Below are 18761 nucleotides of genomic sequence, written 5' to 3'. Positions count from 1 at the left end.
AAGTGAAATTCGGTGATGTCGGTATACCATTTCATATTAGGCAAAGGAGCGAAGAATTTACGATGAATCAAATTAGGAGCGATTTTGCCAATTGTTCCTTTGTAGCTAGAGTATCTACGCTTATTGCGTCTTCTGCCTTTAAGATCAAATTTATGCATCCAGTAACGGACAGCCCGATCAGTTACTGGATATCCTTCTTTTCTAAGCTGCAGCGCTACTCGACGATAGCCATAGCGTCTTTGATGATAGTCAAAGATTTCTTTGAGTCTGGCAAAGAATCTAGGCTTTTTAACCGTTTTGGCTTTAGATTTGATTACTTTGTAATAAGTGCTGCGAGCAATCAAAGGCAAGTCCTGTTTTTGTGCTAGAGTGTCAAAGATATAATCCAAGCTTACGCCAAATTCTTGCCTTAGTTCAGTGATTGCTTGAGCTATTTCTCGTGATGTTTCTGATCCAAGGCGCTTAGTTTTTTTACGTAAGCATTCACAATACGCAGCTTCAAGTTTTCTTCTTCTAGCTGCTTGATCCGCTTCTCTAAATCCTTGCGTGATGGGTTGGGGTTCTGGTTCATGAGCAGGATGTCGTCCTTTCTTCTTGATAACGACATTATACTCATTTTTCTTGTATTCGCGAATCCAATTGTACAAGATACCATTGCTTCTCAATCCTAGATCCAGTGATAAATCAAAAATTGATTTGGTTCTTGTTAAGGCCTTAGTAATTGTTTCTTCTTTAAATTCTTTAGTAAATCTGGCATTAGGCTGTTCAAAGATTTCAATATCGTATCAATCAATTAATCTAATCATATATCTTAAACTACTTAAATTCATTTTTCGTTCAAGAGCAATCTGATTAAATGTCTTATTTCTTAATTTCCAATCATTATAAATTTCAAGTCTTTGTTCTTTATTTAATTTAGACATAGTAAAAGCCGTAAAAGTGTCTAACTTTTACGGCTCACTACAAAGGAGTGGTGTCTTTTTAGTTTGAAAAATAAATATAAAAAAGAGGGCATAAAGCCCTACACAGAAGCTATTTAATTGAAAGTTCTCTTTTAAGAGCGTTAGTCATAACTTCACTGAAGTTAATACCATTTTCTTTTCCTAATTCGTTCAAATAATTTGGAATAGTGATAGTTTTCTTAATTACCTTATTATCGTTTTTACGCTTATATTCTGAAATATTTACAGTTACTAGAGTTCCGATTTCGTCTTTACCAGTCTTAGGTATATTAGTATTAGACTTTGGTAACTCGTCTTTTAGAGAATAAGTTCCGATGTAATCTTGTGCCATAAAAATAGCGTCAGCAATATCTTTACCTTCAGTCGTTCCATCTAAGTCAGGAATATTTACTAAGTATGGGTATTTAGCATCCTCATTGTTTTTACTAATAATTATAGGAAAAACCACGGTCTTATCAATTGATGTCATCATAAAATTCCTCCTGTATATCATTAAGAATAACATATTATTTTATTAAAAGAGATGAAAAGAAACAGAACCTAGCAACTGATAAGACTTAGTGAGGATAAACGCCCAATGCCCCGGACTGAAGTTTATAATTTCTAAAATAGCCGATATGTTGACCGAAATTAAAGAAAAATTCTCTATCTTTTTATTAATATTGATTTTGGTTTCGGCTGAGGTAATCTTTGAATCATTGTTGGTATTATATTTTTAATTATATGTAAAATTTACTCTATATTTTTTTGATGAAACTGAATGAAAAAGTGATTTTCGTAAAGTACGAACCTTGGTATAATAGGATTTGTTAAGTGTATTCTCCACGGATGTGGAGGTGATCCTGCACTTGCAATATTTTCAATAGTACCAGGGCTGTATTCTCCACGGATGTGGAGGTGATCCAACTTCGTATCTCTACGAATTGCGCTAGATGTCGTATTCTCCACGGATGTGGAGGTGATCCCAAGTGCAAGCGCAAGCTTAACTCAATCAACGTGACGAAGTATTCTCCACGGATGTGGAGGTGATCCATGCCTGCTTGATAGTACAAGTCATAAATTTTGGTATTCTCCACGGATGTGGAGGTGATCCTAATTTGGCTTTTAAACAATGGTTTGAACATGTGTATTCTCCACGGATGTGGAGGTGATCCAGGTAATATGAGTTTTAATGGAGTTTCTATTGAGTATTCTCCACGGATGTGGAGGTGATCCCTGATCCATCTTTGTGATAATCAATCCAACTTGGTATTCTCCACGGATGTGGAGGTGATCCTTGTGGGTATGAAGTTCTGTCATTCCATGAAAAGTATTCTCCACGGATGTGGAGGTGATCCTAATGTTGGTGGTGGCAGACAAAGTAGCACTAAGTATTCTCCACGCAAGTGGAGGTGATCCTCTTTCAAAATCACCAAACTGGTAAGTAAGCTTGTATTCTCCACGCAAGTGGAGGTGATCCCGCCACCGAAGCTTATAAAAAGGCTCATTCAACGTATTCTCCACGCATGTGGAGCTTTATTTTTATATATAGTTTTCTACATTAAAAAAGGAATTATTATGTACAATTTATCAGAAAAAGCATTAAATCTTTGGGGCAAAAAGAATATTAATGATGATCATGAAGAACTATGGTTGCCCCTAATCGTTCACCTTATCGATACCAAAAACGTAATCAATTGGCTTTATAATCACTGGCTAGATCAAGGACAACGCAATATCTTATGTCAAAATTTTGAAAGTGAAGAAGAAGTTCAAAACTTAGTTAAATTCGTGGGTTATATTCATGATATTGGCAAGGCTACTCCTGCTTTTCAAACAAAAAGGTCTTATATTCATGATGAAAATCTTGATACGGATTTGTTGGAAAGATTAATTAGAGCTGGTTTTAATAATCTAGACCATTTTGCTTCAGTAAGTGCCAAAGAATCGCCTCATAATATAGCTGGTGAAGTGATACTAGAAAAGCGTGGCCTTAATAAGTGTATTGGCGCAATTATTGGTGGACACCATGGTAAGCCGGTGAAGAAAAACTTTGATTATGATAAACAGTATTCGGTTTGGAAATTTAATTATCTTCAATATGTTCAAAATAATCTTGACTATAAAGCTAAAGCTCAAGAAAATTGGAATAATGTGCAAGACGAATTGATAGATTATGGTTTAAATTTGTGTGACTTTTCTAGTTTGTCGGATGTGCCTAAAATTACACAAGCGCAAGCTGTAATTATTGAAGGCTTAGTAATTATGGCTGATTGGTTAGCATCTAGTGAATATCTTGAAACAGATGATGGCAAGTTAACATTATTTCCGCTAATAAAGATGAGCCAGAGTGCTAATGATGTAAATTCTGAGCAACGTTTTGAAAATGCAATAATTAATTGGAAGAGTACCGATAAGTGGGAACCAGATCTGATTACTGATGGTACTCAAAATTATCAAAAACGTTGGCATTTCAGTCCGCGTGCGGTTCAAGCAAAAATGACAAAGACTATTGATAAAGCGAATGACCCAGGGATGATCATTGTAGAAGCACCAATGGGTATTGGAAAGACTGAAATTGCCTTAACTGCAGTAGAACAATTAGCCTTTAAAACGGGCAGAAATAGTTTATTTTTCGGCTTACCTACACAAGCTACTGCTAATGCTATGTTTTCCAGAGTGGATACATGGTTAAGTAATATTTCAAAAGATCAAGGATTAAAATTACCTATTAAATTAATGCATGGCAAAGCTCAATTTAATTCAGAATACGAGAGCATCCCTCACGCTGAAAATGTTGCTATCGATGAAGATGACGGTGCCGTTGTAGTTAATAGTTGGTTTTCTGGTAAAAAATCAATCTTAACCGATTTTACCATTGGAACAGTCGATCAATTACTGTTCATGGCGCTCAAGCAGAAACATTTAGCCTTAAGACATTTAGGATTAAGTGGAAAAATCGTAGTCATTGATGAAGTTCATGCCTACGACGTTTATATGAATTCCTATTTGAAAAAGGCAATTGAATGGCTTGGTGCCTATCATGTCCCTGTTATTGCTTTATCCGCAACGCTTCCTGTTGAAAGAAGAAATGAACTTTTAGCTGCTTATGCTAAGGGAAAATATGGCAAAAAGAAGTTCAATGCGACGGGTGACTGGAAAGACAAGCAAAGTTATCCTTTACTAAGTATTTTAGATGGCAATGACTTAAAGCAGGTTGATAATTTTGATAAGACTGAGCAGAAGACCACAAAAGTAGAAGTTAAAAGAATTAATTTTGAGAATGAAGAGCTAATAAATCGGATTAATTCTTCTATTAATGACGGTGGAGTTGCTGGTGTAATCGTCAATACAGTTAAAAGAGCACAAGCTTTAGCAAGAATTGCCGGTACCAATTTGCCTTCTGATGTGAGAATTTTGGTTCTTCATTCCGCATTTTTAGCTAATGAAAGAACAAAGATTGAAGAAAAATTACAAAGTATGATTGGAAAAGATGGTCAAAGACCGGAAAAGCTGATCGTAATTGGTACGCAGGTTTTGGAACAGTCATTGGATATAGATTTTGATGTTTTATATACCGATATTGCACCAATGGACTTGCTTCTTCAAAGGGCCGGCCGGATGCATCGTCATAAGATTAAGCGTCCAGAAAACCTTAAAACACCAAGGTTATATGTGATGGGAATTAATGACTATGGTGATTATGGGGATGCAAATGAATATATTTATCAAAAGTATTTATTAATGAAAACAGATCACTTCTTACCGGAGACAATTGTTTTGCCTGATGATATTTCTGATTTAGTTCAAAAAGTATATTCATCGGATACTGATGATCAAGTTGAAAATATTATGGATGCCAAAGATATTCTTGAAATTGATACTAAAAAGGCAAAGGCTAAAGCAAAAGGATTTCAACTTGCCCCTCCAGCTAGACCAAATAAGTTCAAAGATATCCATGGCTGGCTTGATAATGGCAAACTTAATGTAGATAAAGATGAAAATCGCGCACAAGCTACTGTTAGAGATATACAAGAAAGCATTGAAGTTATTCTGTTAAAGCATGTTGATGATCATGACTATTTGCTTGATGGTACAGATATTGGAGACCTTTCAGAAGATTCAAGAGATAAAATAATTGCTCAACAATTGATAAGATTGCCGCATGCAGTGACTCAAGATATTGATCAAGCTATAAAAGAATTGGAAACTATAACTAGTGAATATTATCCTAATTGGCAGACGAATAGTGTTTGGCTAAGAGGATCATTGGCTTTGCCATTAGATGAAAAACTAAATTGTGATTTTAATGGTTACCGTTTGCATTACTCATCAAAATTAGGATTGAGTTATGAAAAAATAGAAAGTTAAGGTATTATATTACTGAGTAATCCTCATAGTATATGAGGAAAGTAGAAGATGTTTTTATGAGATATAGTATGACGGTCATGAAAAAAGTATCGGAACTTGTAAACTTATTAGATTTTTAAATTATAATGGGTTATATAGAGCTATTATGCTAAAAGGAAGAAAAATATGAATATTGAAAAATTAAATCAATTAAAGGCAGAAATGCAAAAATATCGCCCCTTAGATAAGGATCAAATTAGGGCTTTAAACAAAAATATTCGTATTGAACATATCTGGTCTTCAAACGCCATTGAAGGTAGCAAAATTGATAAATTTGAAACAGAAGCAATAATTGATAAGGGAATAACTATTCATGGTGAATCAATAGGCGATGTACTATCTACTATTGATTTAAATGAAGCTTATGATTATATGCTTGATTTGGCCAGTCATAAACAGCCATTGACTCAAACTGTTATTAGAGATTTAAACAGATTGGCCTTAGCAAAAACTCATCCCGAATGGGGAGGAGAATACAGAACGCTTGAAGTTCATCCTGCAAAAACAAACTACAACCCTTATTCCGAACCGTTTGATATTCGACCAGAAATGGATGAATTAGTTAAATGGGCAACAGTAGCACAAGAAAAACTTCACCCAGTAAAGTATGCTGCTGATTTGCATTATAAATTTGTAACTATTCATCCATTTAGAGATGGAAACGGTAGAACAGCTAGGTTGTTAATGAGTTTAGCTCTTACTGAAAATGGATATCCCGTTATAAATATCATGCCAGACAAAGATTCACGAAATGAATATATGGAAGTCTTATTAGAATCTCAACAGAGTGGTGATCCAACTAAATTTGAAAATTTAGTTGGAGAATATATGGAGCAAACACTAGAAAATCGTATAAAGATTTTACAATTAAATGAAAAAAATAAGGAAGATGCCCAAAAGGATACTAATTTCAAAAGATGTTAGTATCTTTTTTAGGTTGAGTTATGAAATAATAGAAAGTTAAGGTATTATATTACTGAGTAATCCTCATAGTATATGAGGGTGATCCATATAAAGAATCAGATTATATAGTAATCCCTACAATATGTGGGGGAAAAGGATGTCAACAGACATCCTTTTTAATTTTTAAAGAATAACTCTTGTAAATTAGTTTCTTTAGAAGTATTATTTATATGAACTATAAAGAATATGATTAAATTAAAGCGAGGAGGATCGAATGCAAGAAAAAAGTTTTAATTTGGTAACTGATCCATGGTTAAAAGTTTTTGACAATGAATCTCATACGGAAAAAACAGTTTCGCTTGTTGAGTTGTTTAATTATTCACAGCAATACGAAAGCTTAGCCGGAGATATGAAAGCACAAGATTTAGCAATTTTGCGATTTTTGTTAGCAATTTTGACTACTGTTTATTCTAGATTTAATGCTCAAGATGAACCGTATGATTGGTTAGAATTGGATGACAATTATCAATTGTCTGAAGAAGTTGACGAGGATGAGGATCAAGATGAAATAGCAGATGATTTATTGAATACTTGGAAAGATCTTTATCAAGAAAAGACTTTTTCTAAAATCGTAATTGAGTATTTAGAAAAGTATAAAAGTCGTTTTGATCTTTTCGGGGATACGCCATTTTATCAAGTTACTCAGTCAGTTTATGATGAAAATGTTGAAGCAAAGAAGAGAGTAGCAAAAGGAAAAGGTACGGTTTCCGTCAAGCAGATAAATAGAGTTATCAGTGAAAGTAACAATTCCCCTTCTTTGTTTTCTCCAAAATCTGATGAATATAAAAACAGAGTTAATTATGCGGAGCTTGCAAGATGGTTAATTACTTATCAGAATTTCACAGGGGTGACTGATAAAACCAAGTATCTAAGTAAAGAAAAGTTTTCTGTTTCATCAGGTTGGCTATATGGATTGAATCCGGTTTTTATTAAAGGTAAAAATCTTTTTGAAACTTTAATGCTTAATTTGGTTTTAGTTCCACAAAATAGTGAAGATTTTGAATATAAAAATCAAAAGCCAGTTTGGGAATATGATGATACTTCTGAGTTTCTTAAAAATAGAGTTAAAGGAATTTTCCCTGATAATTTAGCGGAATTATACACTGATTGGTCACGAATGCTTCATATTGAATGGCAAGAAGATCAGCCAACAATCTTTAGTGCTGGTTTACCAAAATTCGAATATGAAGATATGCCTGCTAATTATATTGAACCGATGACAACATGGAGAGCAAATAAAGATGGTATCAGACCTGCTACCAAATCTAAAAATAATCTCTCCGTTGCAATGTGGCGTAACTTTGGTAATTATATTTCTGTTAGTGAAGATAATGATTATCAACCTGGAATTGTTGATTGGCTTCAATTTTTAAAAGTTAATGAAGCAATTTCTAAAACAATGCAAGTAAATCTATGTTCAATTGCTTTAATTAGTGATGGTAATGCTACATCTCAATCTCCATATGCAGAAGTTGTAGACAATATGAAAATTAATGCGGAAGTTCTTTTTGATAGTAATTCTGATGAAGCACAACGTTGGCCCGCTATAATTGAGGGTGTTATCGAAACGACTCAACAAGTCGGTACATATTACTATTGGTTTATAAAAGAAATTTCTGAATTGCGAAGTATTAAAGATAATTCTTACGCTAATAAATTGACAGAACAATTTTATGATGCGCTTAATCGTCCCTTTTATAATTGGTTAGCTGGATTGACCAACCAAGATGAAAGCGGAGAGAAAATCAGTCAATGGCAAGATGTTTTAAATCAAATAGCATTTAGACAAGCACAGGATACTTTCAGATCTGCAACTTCACTAGAAATTCGTGGAAAAGATTCCAGCAATATTTTTACGATTTACAATAAATTCCGCCGAAATGTAGCAATTAAGTTAGATGGGAAAGGAGCTAAGAAAAAATAACAATGGTATCGAATATTAATAAAGCAACTGTCAAAATTATTAAGCGACTATATAATAATGGCTCTTTAGATAAAGCTACCTTAGCAGCTTTAAGATCAACAACCGATATTACCGATAAACGGGCTGAAAAAGTTTGGCCGTTATTTTTCGATGGTGTTGATGAAAGCATAGTATTAAGCAGGGATGGTCAACCAACTCATGCTGAAAAGGCTATCTATACAACTTTGCATTGTTATGCGATTTTTCAACAAGGAACAGAAGAATTAGTTTATGCTGCGAGTGGAGAAAATCAAAAAGGTGTTACTTTCTTTAACGCTTTAAAACAAATTGGTGATAAAGATAGTGATGCTAAAGCAGCACTTGATCGCCGAGTTAGTGCAATACTTGCAAGTACAAATACTGCGGCCGTAATTAATTCATTGGTTCACCTTGTGCAAATACTTAAAGGTAAGAAATTAAATTTACAAGTTGATTTTGGAAAATTAGCACAAGATTTATACTGGTTTCAATCAAATCCTGAAAGTGCAAGAAAAGTTGCATTAAATTGGGGTCGCGACTATTACTGGAATGTTTACACATTAGAAAATAAAGGAGAAAAATAAAATGAAGAAAAATTTGTACGTAGATATCAATGTTTTGCAAACAGTACCATCATCCAATATTAACCGTGATGATACAGGTAGCCCTAAAACAGCAGTTTATGGTGGCGTGACTAGATCTCGAGTTTCATCACAAAGTTGGAAACGTGCAGTGAGATTAGCATTTAAATCAGAAGATGAAGAATGGCTTGATAGTTACAGAACTAAAAAGGTCGTATATCTTCTTGCTGATGAATTGAAAAAGCTTGATGACATTTTAGATGATGATGCAGCTATTGATAAGGCGCAAAGCATTCTTAAAGCTGTAGGAATTAAAGCCACAAAAGACAAAAAAACTGGTGAAATCTTAACTGGGGCATTGCTTTTAGTTAGTCGTGGTGAGATCGAAAAGATCGCAAAATATGCAACAGAAAATGATGTTACTGACAAAGAAGCTAAAAAGGCAATTAAGGATCTTTTGATGAGCGATCAATCATTAGATTTGGCTTTATTCGGAAGAATGGTAGCTGATAATCCGGAATTAAATGTTGATGCATCTTGTCAAGTGGCTCATTCAATCTCAACTCATGAAATTATTCCAGAATTTGATTACTACACTGCTGTTGATGATAACCGCTCAGAAGACAACGCTGGTTCAGCAATGATCGGAACTATTGAATATAACTCATCAACTTTATATCGTTATGCCAATATTAATTTGAATGAATTAGAACATAACTTAGGCAAGGATTTAACGCTTAAAGGTATGGAATTGTTTATTAAAGATTTTATTTTGACCATGCCAACAGGTAAGGAAAACACCTTTGCAAATAAGACTTTACCTCAATATGTGTTAGTAAATGTAAGAGAAGATACACCTGTTAACCTTGTTTCCGCATTTGAAAATCCTGTTAATACTGAAAATGGTTACGTAGATACTTCAATTAAAAGATTAGAAAAAGAAAATGCTGATGCAGAAGGTTTTGTTGATGAACCTGTTTTATCTATTGTATTGACTAATAAAGACACTGATATTTCTAATAAAGCCGAAAATATTAAAGATATGTTGAGTAAAATTTCTGAAGTAGTAAGTCAGAGGTTAGCTGATGAAGACAATAACAATTAGGCTTACAGCGCCACTCCAATCATACGGTAATCAAGCAACTTTTAACCAAAGAACCAGTGGTGCGTATCCTTCTAAAAGTGCCGTTTTGGGAATGATTGCGGCAGCCTTGGGATATAGAAGAGATGATAAGCGCATCTCTGAATTGAATAATTTGAAGTTTGCAGTTCGTATTGATCAAACCGGAACGCAAATGACAGATTTTCAAACAGTTGAATATCATAAATCTGCTAGTAAAACAGCAAGAAAACTAACCTATCGCCAATATTTGCAAGATGCAGTATTTGTGGTTGCACTTGGAAGTGATAATGATACATGGATTGATGAAATTTATGAAGCGCTAAGAAAACCTAAATTTCAATTATATTTAGGAAGAAGATCTAATCCACCAGCAGGTGTTTTAAAAATGAAAATTTTTGAAAATGCATCTCCTGTAGAAGTTTTAGAAAAAATTTCTTGGCAGGCTTCTGAATGGTTTAAAAAAAGGTATAAGAAAAATAAGTTTGCTACAGATATTGTTGCTGATGCGGATATGTTGCCAGATAATCCCACTTCGTCAGTTAAAGATGTGATTGGTTCTTTTGATGAAAAAGATAGATATTATATGTATCGACAGATTGCATGTAAACAAGTTGAGCTTGAAAATTCTGAATTTAAAGACGCATTTACAGATCATGATATTTGGTCTTGTCTTTAGGAGGACAAATGTATTATTTATCACGAGTTGAAATTGACACAAAAAATCGTCAAAAAATAAGAGATTTAACACATTTGGGAGCTTACCATAATTGGGTAGAGCAAAGTTTTCCTACAGAAATTGCGACACATCAACGCTTACGACATTTATGGCGAATTGATGATCTTGGAAACAAGAAATATTTGTTGCTATTAAGCGAAGATAAGCCTGATTTAACTAAACTTGAAAAAAATGGCGTAAAAACCACGGCCGACAGTAAAGCTTATGATTCATATTTAAATAGATTAAATATGGGAGAAAAACTCCGTTTTCGTTTAACTGCTAATCCTACCTATAAGATATATTCAAAACAAACAGGAAAATCACGAGTAGTTCCGCATATCACTGTTGATCAACAAATGAAATGGTTAACTGAACGTGTAGAAAAGCATGGTTTTAGAATTGTCCAAGATCAAACGGGTGAACTTAATTTTAAAATTACTAGTCGTGACTGGCCAATTTTGCGTCGGAAAAATGGTCGTAATGTAAAGTTAAGTCGAGTAACTTTTGAAGGAATATTGCAGATAACTGATTTAGATAAATTTAAAAACAGTTTAGTGCATGGAATTGGTAGAGAAAAAGCATTTGGTATGGGCTTGCTGACAGTTATTCCGATAAAGGATTAAGTAATGAAAAATTTTGGTGCAAAGAAACCAGAGCTTTCAGAATTGGGCCGCGTATCTGATCGAATTAGCTTTTTATATTTAGAGCACGCAAATTTAAGCAGACAAGACAGTGCTTTAAAGGTTTTAGATAATAAGGGAATAGTCTATATTCCTGTAGCTTTAGTCAATGTTTTATTTCTAGGACCTGGAGTTGATGTAACTCATAGAGCTATGGAGTTAATGGGTGATTCTGGACTCGCTGTTGTTTGGGTTGGAGAAAATGGAGTTCGGCAATATGCGCATGGTAGATCTTTAAACCATTCATCAAGATTATTAGAAAATCAGGCAAAGTTAGTTTCTAATAGAAGAACTAGATTGAGCGTGGCTCGAAAAATGTATGAGATGCGTTTTCCAGATGAAGATTTTTCTAATTTAACGATGCAACAGCTTAGAGGAAAAGAAGGTGCACGAATTAGAAAAGTGTATCAAGATGAATCTAAAGCCACGGGAGTTAAGTGGACGAGAAGAGAGTATAAAGTCGATGATTTCGAAAGTTCTACTCCCATTAATAAAGCGTTAACTTCGGCTCATCAAGCTTTATATGGACTTTGCTATAGCGTGATCGTTGCGTTAGGTGCTTCTCCAGGCTTGGGATTTATTCATACTGGGCACGATTTAGCATTTGTATATGATTTTTCTGATTTGTATAAAGCGGACTATTCCATTCCTATAGCTTTTGATATGACAGCGAAATATGGAAATAATGATATAGCTACAAGGGTTCGTCATGCTATGAGGGATGCATTTTCTGATGGCAAGTTAGTAGAAAAAATGGTTAGAGATTTGCAATATTTATTGCTCGATAAAGATGCGGATAATTACCGTAGTGCGGAAGTTATGCATCTTTGGGATGACCGTAACGGACTGCAAAAGTTTGGCGTTCAATATCATGAAAGCGATAAAAGTGAAAAATGATAGTAATAACTTTATCTAAAGTGCCACAATCTTTGCGGGGCGATCTGACTAAGTGGTGTCAAGAAATTCAAACTGGAGTTTATATAGGAAATTTTAGTGCACGAATTCGAGATCTGCTTTGGCAAAGGATCATTAAAAATATTGGTAGCAATGGCGAAGCAACGATGGTTTTCAATACAAATAATGAGCTAGGCTATACTTTTCGAACTATTAGGTCTGATAAAGAAGTTGTAGATTTTGATGGTGTTCCTTTGATTCGTCACTTGAATAATAATACGTCTACGGTTAAACATGGATTTAGTAATGCTGCTAAGTATCATCATATAAGAATGAAAAATCGGATAACGCTTCCTAACGATATAGATATAGTTGTTCTAGACATTGAGACTACGGGTTTAGATCCAGCGAAGGATAAGATTATTTCTATTGGAGCTGTAAAAAGATCAAATTCAGAATGGAAAACTTTTTATAAGTTGGTGTCTAGTAATGTAAAAATACCTGATAATATTTGTGATTTAACTGGTATATCTTCTGAAGATATAAGGGAAAAAGGTCATTCATTAGCTTCAGTTTTTAATGAACTAAAATCTTTTGTTGGTAATTCAAGAGTTGTTGGTTACAATTTCTCATTTGATATGAGTTTTTTATTAAATGTTTTCAATGATTTAAATATTCCTAATTTTATTAATAGTCCTAGAGATTTAATGTCTATTGTTAAAAGACATAATCAATTTTTAGATAATTATAGATTGAGTACAGTGCTCAAATATTATAATATTGTTAATGAACACCCGCATAATTCTTTGAGTGATGCTAAGGCGGAATATTTGTTAGCTGAGAAACTGAATAAAAACGGTAGTTTTAAAATTTAAAAAGCTTGGTATTATGGGATTTTTTTAGTGTATTCTCCACGCATGTGGAGGTGATCCTATCTTCAGCTGGTACGTCTTTAGCAATTTCTGGTATTCTCCACGCATGTGGAGGTGATCCTGTATAGAAACCTAGTTAAATTGTGTAAGGAGGGTATTCTCCACGCATGTGGAGGTGATCCTGGAACTACCCCCTAGTTCCGACAGGAACCGAGGTATTCTCCACGCATGTGGAGGTGATCCTATTGCGATCAAAATTCAAGTTGGTATCACCCTGTATTCTCCACGCATGTGGAGGTGATCCCATGCAAAAGAAGCCGGAGTATCAAAACGAGAAGTATTCTCCACGCATGTGGAGGTGATCCTAAGTTGACCAGTAAAACTCAAACTGATCTTAAGTATTCTCCACGCATGTGGAGGTGATCCTGATTTAATGCCTGCAAGTGCAGATCTGGTAAAGTATTCTCCACGCATGTGGAGGTGATCCTGATGCCGTCTAGCCATTCTTGTGCGTCATGCAGTATTCTCCACGCATGTGGAGGTGATCCTGTTTAAAGCCACATTAATGAACTTCACCAAGCGTATTCTCCACGCATGTGGAGGTGATCCTAGTAATGGCACCAGATTGAATAGTTACAAATTGTATTCTCCACGCATGTGGAGGTGATCCTTTCGATTGCCCCAACTGGAGTTTTGACCAGATGTATTCTCCACGCATGTGGAGGTGATCCTGGCTAATGAATTATGCCTTAGATCATAAAATAGTATTCTCCACGCATGTGGAGGTGATCCTGAAGCTATCGTACTTCAACAGTTAAATTACTGGTATTCTCCACGCATGTGGAGGTGATCCTAATAATTGTATTTGTCATACCATTCTTTTCCTGTATTCTCCACGCATGTGGAGGTGATCCTAGGGAGAAAGAAATGGCTAAAAAGGAAAATAAGTATTCTCCACGCATGTGGAGGTGATCCTATACTAAGTGAAGTCAATGAGGGAGGTAAAAAGTATTCTCCACGCATGTGGAGGTGATCCTAAGCAGACCACGAAACTTTAGAATCATTGGTTGTATTCTCCACGCATGTGGAGGTGATCCTGTAATGCTATATGAAGACCAAACATTAGATAAGTATTCTCCACGCATGTGGAGGTGATCCTTGACTTCAAATGAAACATACGATGGAGATCTAGTATTCTCCACGCATGTGGAGGTGATCCCGTCTTTCATTTGAGCTTCTTTTGAGCCACTAGGTATTCTCCACGCATGTGGAGGTGATCCTACTGCTGATTCTCACGAATGCAAACGATATTGGTATTCTCCACGCATGTGGAGGTGATCCTGAAACCTAAAGCCTTGTTTGCTGACTCGGTGGGTATTCTCCACGCATGTGGAGGTGATCCTCGTATGTATCGCCAGTTTCACCAGATAGCCAGGTATTCTCCACGCATGTGGAGGTGATCCCCTGAAGAACTGACACGACTTCTAGTGCCTTCAGTATTCTCCACGCATGTGGAGGTGATCCTCGGTGGTTTTTTACAGAAATTGTTCCAATATAGTATTCTCCACGCATGTGGAGGTGATCCTTATCATTAATAGTAATTGGCGGAATAAATCTGGTATTCTCCACGCATGTGGAGGTGATCCTTTGTTGCAATTCAATATTTCTTTGTTTTAAGTGTATTCTCCACGCATGTGGAGGTGATCCTTTATAAAATACTGTATAAGCGAAAATGATTAAGTATTCTCCACGCATGTGGAGGTGATCCTTATCATTGTCACGATCTAAAATAACGCAGATCGTATTCTCCACGCATGTGGAGGTGATCCCAAATTAGGGGGATCCTCAAGGATGGCGCTACGTATTCTCCACGCATGTGGAGGTGATCCTTATCGATTTATTTAGCTTCAGACCGCAAAACGGTATTCTCCACGTGTGTGGAGGTGATCCTATTGATTAATTGCATCTTTATGACGCTGTGATGTATTCTCCACGCATGTGGAAACAAAGAAGCTGCCTTTATAGATAGCTTCTTTTTTATTCCATGGAAAGTGCTATAATAAAAGCCGTTTTGCAAGTGAGGATAGAAAGAAGCGATTGCCCATGGATAAAGTTCTGAGTCAAGATGAGCTTGATAAGAGAGAAAAAGTTGACCACATCATGTTTCATTTAAGTGAAGCCAAGGATGAAGAAGACAAAAAGCAGCGTATTTTGCAGGCTGGCCAATACCTAAAGGAATTAGGCAGGGTAGGTGAGAATGCAAGCATTGGTGAGATTTTCGATGTGTACAATGCTGATCTTCTGAAGCGGATTCGCAAGGTGATCAAGAAAAGTGAAGAAAAGGCTGCTCGCGCTCCTGAGCCTAACTTACATAGCAAGAAGCTTGTGGTAAAAGGTGCCGATGATACTTTATACTTTGATGAATACGGCAACTGCTTATTGGAAGGCTCACTGGGAATGCGCATGATGGCTGACGAAGGCGTCGAATTTATGTACAGCAATTATCTTCGAAATATTGAATGGGGCAACAAGGCGATAAAACGACATCGTGAACATCCTGAAAACCCGTCTAAAAGCTACGAAGATTTTCTTAACATGAAAAAAGATGCTGAGTGCATGCTTAAGCTTGCTGATAAATTGGTCGTGATTTTGAAAAATTATTATGCCTCGTTAGCGGTGATTTATGACCGTCAGTGTCGTGATTATGTTCATAAAATTGAAGAATTAAATCAAAAGGAGCTTTTAGGTAGAAGAAAAGCAATTCGAATGGGCAATGAATTGAAAGAGTTGCGAATGCATACGGATATCGTTAAGAAAATGCCAGCCAAGATTGATAGTGCACAACAATTGTATAAAAATAAATATTTCGATTAATGCGAAATATTTTTTTATTATGTAAATATGATCTTTATATATTGTTACTAAATCTCTATAACTAAAAATCTAAAAGCCAACAACGCAAAACTGATCCGCTTTATTTTGTAAAAGGCAAGATTTATGAAGTTAAGGTCCGCGGACTTCACAGTAATTTAGTTGGCCCATGGTCGAACGTTAAGTCAGTAACTGTTACTAATACTCCGATGATGTAGGAAAAAATACTTAGTTTGTAAGAGAACTAAGTATTTTTTCTTTTATTCTTTTTCTTGTAGACCTCTTAATGCATCGGAAGCGACACGTGAGACGTTTATTTTGTTTTCTTTTGCCCAGTCAGCTAAATATTCTGGTACAGTGATACTTTTTCTAACCATCTTACTATGTTTTTTCAAATAGTTTGTTAGATCAACAGGAATATAAACAACATGTTGACTGTCACTTAATTCCCAATTAGATGGATCTTCTGGTTTAGGGATTTTTTGGTCACCGTCGATAACAGTTTCAATGGCATCTTCAGCATTGTGAGCCGTTTCTTCAAAAGTTTCTCCATCTGTAACCATTCCCTTAATATTTGGTGAGGTTGCTACATAATAGTGACCGTCTTCATCATTACATTCTTCGATGATAATAGGATAAAAAGTGGTTTTTTTCATGATAAATAAATACGCCAAAAGCGCGTCTATTTGAAGACGTGCTTCAAGCCTGCTTCTTTTAGAATTTTATTTTGAGTACCTTTTCGAAGTTCTTTGCCTTTATGCATAGGAACTTCGGTTGATAAACCAGTTTTAAAATTCTTAAAATAGATATGACTAGTACCTTTATGTATATGTCTTGACACTTCAACAAAACCCATTTGTTTAAGGTATTTAATCATCTTTTCAGGTTTGATTGGCATATTTTACCTCCTTTCATTATTTAATATTATACATACTATAATATGCATTGCAAACGCAAAAAAGTTAATTTTTTAGAAAAATATTTCAGAAATAATCGTGCTAAAATCTAATTAGGCGAATCCTTTTCTGATACAATACTCAGAACACGAAGAAGCATCCCTCAAGCTGGGGTGCTTTTTTAATTATCGCAATTCGAGTAAAATGTTTATTAGACAAATTTTCCATAGAAATCAGGTAATATAATGGCTAAGAAAAAGTATTACGTTGTGCGCAAGGGTAGAGAAGAAGGCATTTTCACCAAGCCTTGGAGCGAAGTGCAAAAGTTGGTCAGCGGCTATCCTAATGCTGAATACAAGAGCTTCACCGACCGCGAAGAAGCGCAAAATTATTTTGAAAATGGTGCCGCCAAATCTGCTAAGGCCTTTACTAAAAATGAAAGTATCGCCGAAATCAACAAGAAAGCTGATGAAGCAATCAATGCCATGGATGATTCAAGCGTAATCGTCTTCACTGATGGCAGTTTCAACAAGCGTACGGAAATTTCCGGCTGGGGAAATGTGATTTTCTTCAAGGAAGATGGCGAAATTAAGAAGATTCATAAGAACGGTCCGATCACCGATGCCGAATTAACCAAGGATCGCAATGTTATCGGTGAACTTGAAGCAGCCAAGCATGCTGTTGACTGGGCAATTGACAACGGTTATAAGAAAGTAACGATTTATCACGATTATCTTGGTGTTTCTGCTTGGCCTACCGAAACCTGGCAAGCCAACCAAAAAATTACTAAAGATTACAAGGAATACATTCAAGCTAGAAAGCAGCAAATTGAGATCAATTTCGTGAAAATTCCAGCTCACAAAGGTGTGAAATACAACGAAGAAGTTGACCAAGTAGCTAAAGATAGCGTTGGAATTTAAGTTTATTAATATATAAAAATCCCCTCTAAACCAAGAGTTAGAGAGGATTTTTTATTGAAATAATTATTTTGTAGAAACCTTTGGCGCACTCTTATGAGTATCCACCTTTTGATTTTGTGCCATAGATTTCAAAACATGAACGGGGTAGGTCGTGTAATCGCAACGGTAACAGAATAATCTGTGTCCATCGATTACAAAATCAGTGGCATTCTTAACCTTTGTTTTATGAATTGAAACATGTTTGCCGTAAAATGCTCCGATAGGCGCACCGCTGTGTGATTTGATGAAGACAACTGTGCCGTTCCCGCCCCAAGAGTTTTTGAAATTATTGTAGAAACGGTTAACGAACGGAATCGACTTATCGTTTTCATTCTTTGTATTCACGTTAACATGGTTATGGTTGTAAATATCAGTATAGTTTTTAATACCTTCCCATGCTAGAAGGGTTGAGCCAACATGAATACTGCGATTTTTGCCATAGTCGATGTCGATTACGCTGCTTTGTTCGTCACCATTGGAGCTCTTTTGACTCATATTGTCATCTGTATGAATGTAAGCCTTGTTGGTTTTGATTTGGTCAATTTTTTGACCTTCAAAATCGTAGGTGGCAATCGTCAGTGGTAAGCCGAAGGTAGATTGGCGCATGTTGAGGGCAAAGTTTTGTACATCCCCACAACCGGAAAGCATGAACATGCTACCGGCGCAGATAGTGATTGATCCAATAATTTTGATTAGTCTTTTTGAAATTTTCATATGTTTCCTCGAAATCTTAATATATCAATATTCTATCATTAAAGAGCTTATTAAGAAAATTAGCAAAAATAAGCCGTATATATATACATAGTTCAAAAAAGAGAATAGAATAAGGATGTGGTTATGCTTTCTAATGTTTGGAAAACAAAAATTTTAAGTAGAATCGTCTAGGGATAGATGATTCTATTTTTTTAAAC

The 18761-nt window shown here is 35.4% G+C and carries 15 protein-coding genes, 1 pseudogene and 2 CRISPR repeat arrays; of the genes and pseudogenes, 11 read left to right on the top strand and 5 right to left on the bottom strand.

The window, feature by feature from the left end:
• Nucleotides 1-272, bottom strand: a pseudogene (locus tag JCM6256_RS10865) (IS3 family transposase); the annotation flags it as partial.
• Nucleotides 273-1032: 760 nt separating this feature from the next.
• Nucleotides 1033-1434 carry a toxin-antitoxin system antitoxin component HicB family protein gene (locus JCM6256_RS06110; RefSeq protein WP_035438387.1) on the bottom strand — a complete coding sequence of 134 codons (402 nt, stop codon included), beginning with the start codon at nucleotides 1432-1434 and terminating at the stop codon, nucleotides 1033-1035.
• Between the two features lie 343 nt (nucleotides 1435-1777).
• Nucleotides 1778-2421: direct repeats of the CRISPR family, unit length 28 nt; unit sequence GTATTCTCCACGGATGTGGAGGTGATCC.
• A gap of 98 nt (nucleotides 2422-2519) precedes the next feature.
• Here JCM6256_RS06110 and JCM6256_RS06105 point away from each other — a divergent pair.
• The 10 genes from JCM6256_RS06105 (at nucleotide 2520) to JCM6256_RS06060 (ending at nucleotide 15998) form a co-directional block, all read left to right on the top strand.
• Entirely contained in the window at nucleotides 2520-5312 is a 2793-nt protein-coding gene (locus JCM6256_RS06105; protein ID WP_025080870.1) for a CRISPR-associated helicase/endonuclease Cas3, read from the top strand.
• A 165-nt stretch (nucleotides 5313-5477) separates the two neighbouring features.
• Nucleotides 5478-6275, top strand: coding sequence for a Fic family protein (locus JCM6256_RS06100; RefSeq protein WP_025080869.1), 798 nt, complete (start codon nucleotides 5478-5480; stop codon nucleotides 6273-6275).
• A gap of 253 nt (nucleotides 6276-6528) precedes the next feature.
• A complete protein-coding gene (locus JCM6256_RS06095) occupies nucleotides 6529-8238 on the top strand; it encodes a type I-E CRISPR-associated protein Cse1/CasA (RefSeq protein ID WP_025080868.1) in 1710 nt (569 codons plus the stop codon).
• A gap of 2 nt (nucleotides 8239-8240) precedes the next feature.
• Complete coding sequence (casB, locus tag JCM6256_RS06090) at nucleotides 8241-8840, top strand: type I-E CRISPR-associated protein Cse2/CasB (protein ID WP_025080867.1); 600 nt, start codon at nucleotides 8241-8243, stop codon at nucleotides 8838-8840.
• A gap of 1 nt (nucleotide 8841) precedes the next feature.
• Complete coding sequence (gene cas7e / locus JCM6256_RS06085; RefSeq protein WP_025080866.1) at nucleotides 8842-9942, top strand: type I-E CRISPR-associated protein Cas7/Cse4/CasC; 1101 nt, start codon at nucleotides 8842-8844, stop codon at nucleotides 9940-9942.
• Nucleotides 9923-10636, top strand: a complete 714-nt coding sequence (cas5e, locus tag JCM6256_RS06080; RefSeq protein WP_025080865.1) for a type I-E CRISPR-associated protein Cas5/CasD — start codon at nucleotides 9923-9925, stop codon at nucleotides 10634-10636. Before cas7e ends, cas5e begins: the two co-directional genes overlap by 20 nt.
• 8 nt (nucleotides 10637-10644) lie before the next feature.
• The gene (cas6e, locus tag JCM6256_RS06075) at nucleotides 10645-11301 is read left to right on the top strand and encodes a type I-E CRISPR-associated protein Cas6/Cse3/CasE (RefSeq protein WP_025080864.1); all 657 of its coding nucleotides are present in this window, start codon (nucleotides 10645-10647) and stop codon (nucleotides 11299-11301) included.
• A gap of 3 nt (nucleotides 11302-11304) precedes the next feature.
• Nucleotides 11305-12255 (top strand): type I-E CRISPR-associated endonuclease Cas1e, encoded by a 951-nt coding sequence (cas1e, locus tag JCM6256_RS06070; RefSeq protein ID WP_025080863.1) that lies wholly within the window; start codon nucleotides 11305-11307, stop codon nucleotides 12253-12255.
• Nucleotides 12252-13127 (top strand): type I-E CRISPR-associated endoribonuclease Cas2e, encoded by an 876-nt coding sequence (gene cas2e, locus JCM6256_RS06065; RefSeq protein ID WP_025080862.1) that lies wholly within the window; start codon nucleotides 12252-12254, stop codon nucleotides 13125-13127. The genes cas1e and cas2e overlap by 4 nt, the downstream gene beginning before the upstream one ends.
• Nucleotides 13128-13156: 29 nt before the next feature.
• A CRISPR array of direct repeats spans nucleotides 13157-15075; the repeat unit is 29 nt; unit sequence GTATTCTCCACGCATGTGGAGGTGATCCT.
• Between the two features lie 152 nt (nucleotides 15076-15227).
• A complete protein-coding gene (locus JCM6256_RS06060) occupies nucleotides 15228-15998 on the top strand; it encodes a hypothetical protein (RefSeq protein ID WP_025080861.1) in 771 nt (256 codons plus the stop codon).
• A gap of 257 nt (nucleotides 15999-16255) precedes the next feature.
• On the opposite strand, the gene JCM6256_RS06055 is transcribed toward JCM6256_RS06060, so the two are convergent.
• Nucleotides 16256-16651: a type II toxin-antitoxin system HicB family antitoxin gene (locus JCM6256_RS06055; RefSeq protein WP_035438384.1), complete on the bottom strand. Its 396-nt coding sequence runs from the start codon at nucleotides 16649-16651 to the stop codon at nucleotides 16256-16258.
• Between the two features lie 26 nt (nucleotides 16652-16677).
• Nucleotides 16678-16893, bottom strand: coding sequence for a type II toxin-antitoxin system HicA family toxin (locus JCM6256_RS06050; RefSeq protein WP_025080859.1), 216 nt, complete (start codon nucleotides 16891-16893; stop codon nucleotides 16678-16680).
• Nucleotides 16894-17136: 243 nt separating this feature from the next.
• Between JCM6256_RS06050 and JCM6256_RS06045 the strand changes: the two genes are divergently transcribed.
• The gene (locus JCM6256_RS06045; protein ID WP_025080858.1) at nucleotides 17137-17811 is read left to right on the top strand and encodes a ribonuclease H1 domain-containing protein; all 675 of its coding nucleotides are present in this window, start codon (nucleotides 17137-17139) and stop codon (nucleotides 17809-17811) included.
• A gap of 63 nt (nucleotides 17812-17874) precedes the next feature.
• On the opposite strand, the gene JCM6256_RS09920 is transcribed toward JCM6256_RS06045, so the two are convergent.
• Nucleotides 17875-18564: a DUF5052 family protein gene (locus JCM6256_RS09920; protein ID WP_025080857.1), complete on the bottom strand. Its 690-nt coding sequence runs from the start codon at nucleotides 18562-18564 to the stop codon at nucleotides 17875-17877.
• Nucleotides 18565-18761 lie beyond the last annotated feature (197 nt).

The organism is Lactobacillus hamsteri DSM 5661 = JCM 6256 (assembly GCF_000615445.1).
GTDB lineage: Bacteria > Bacillota > Bacilli > Lactobacillales > Lactobacillaceae > Lactobacillus > Lactobacillus hamsteri.
Note: the sequence above shows the minus strand (reverse complement) of the source record. Positions and strands in the feature narration are given on the sequence as shown.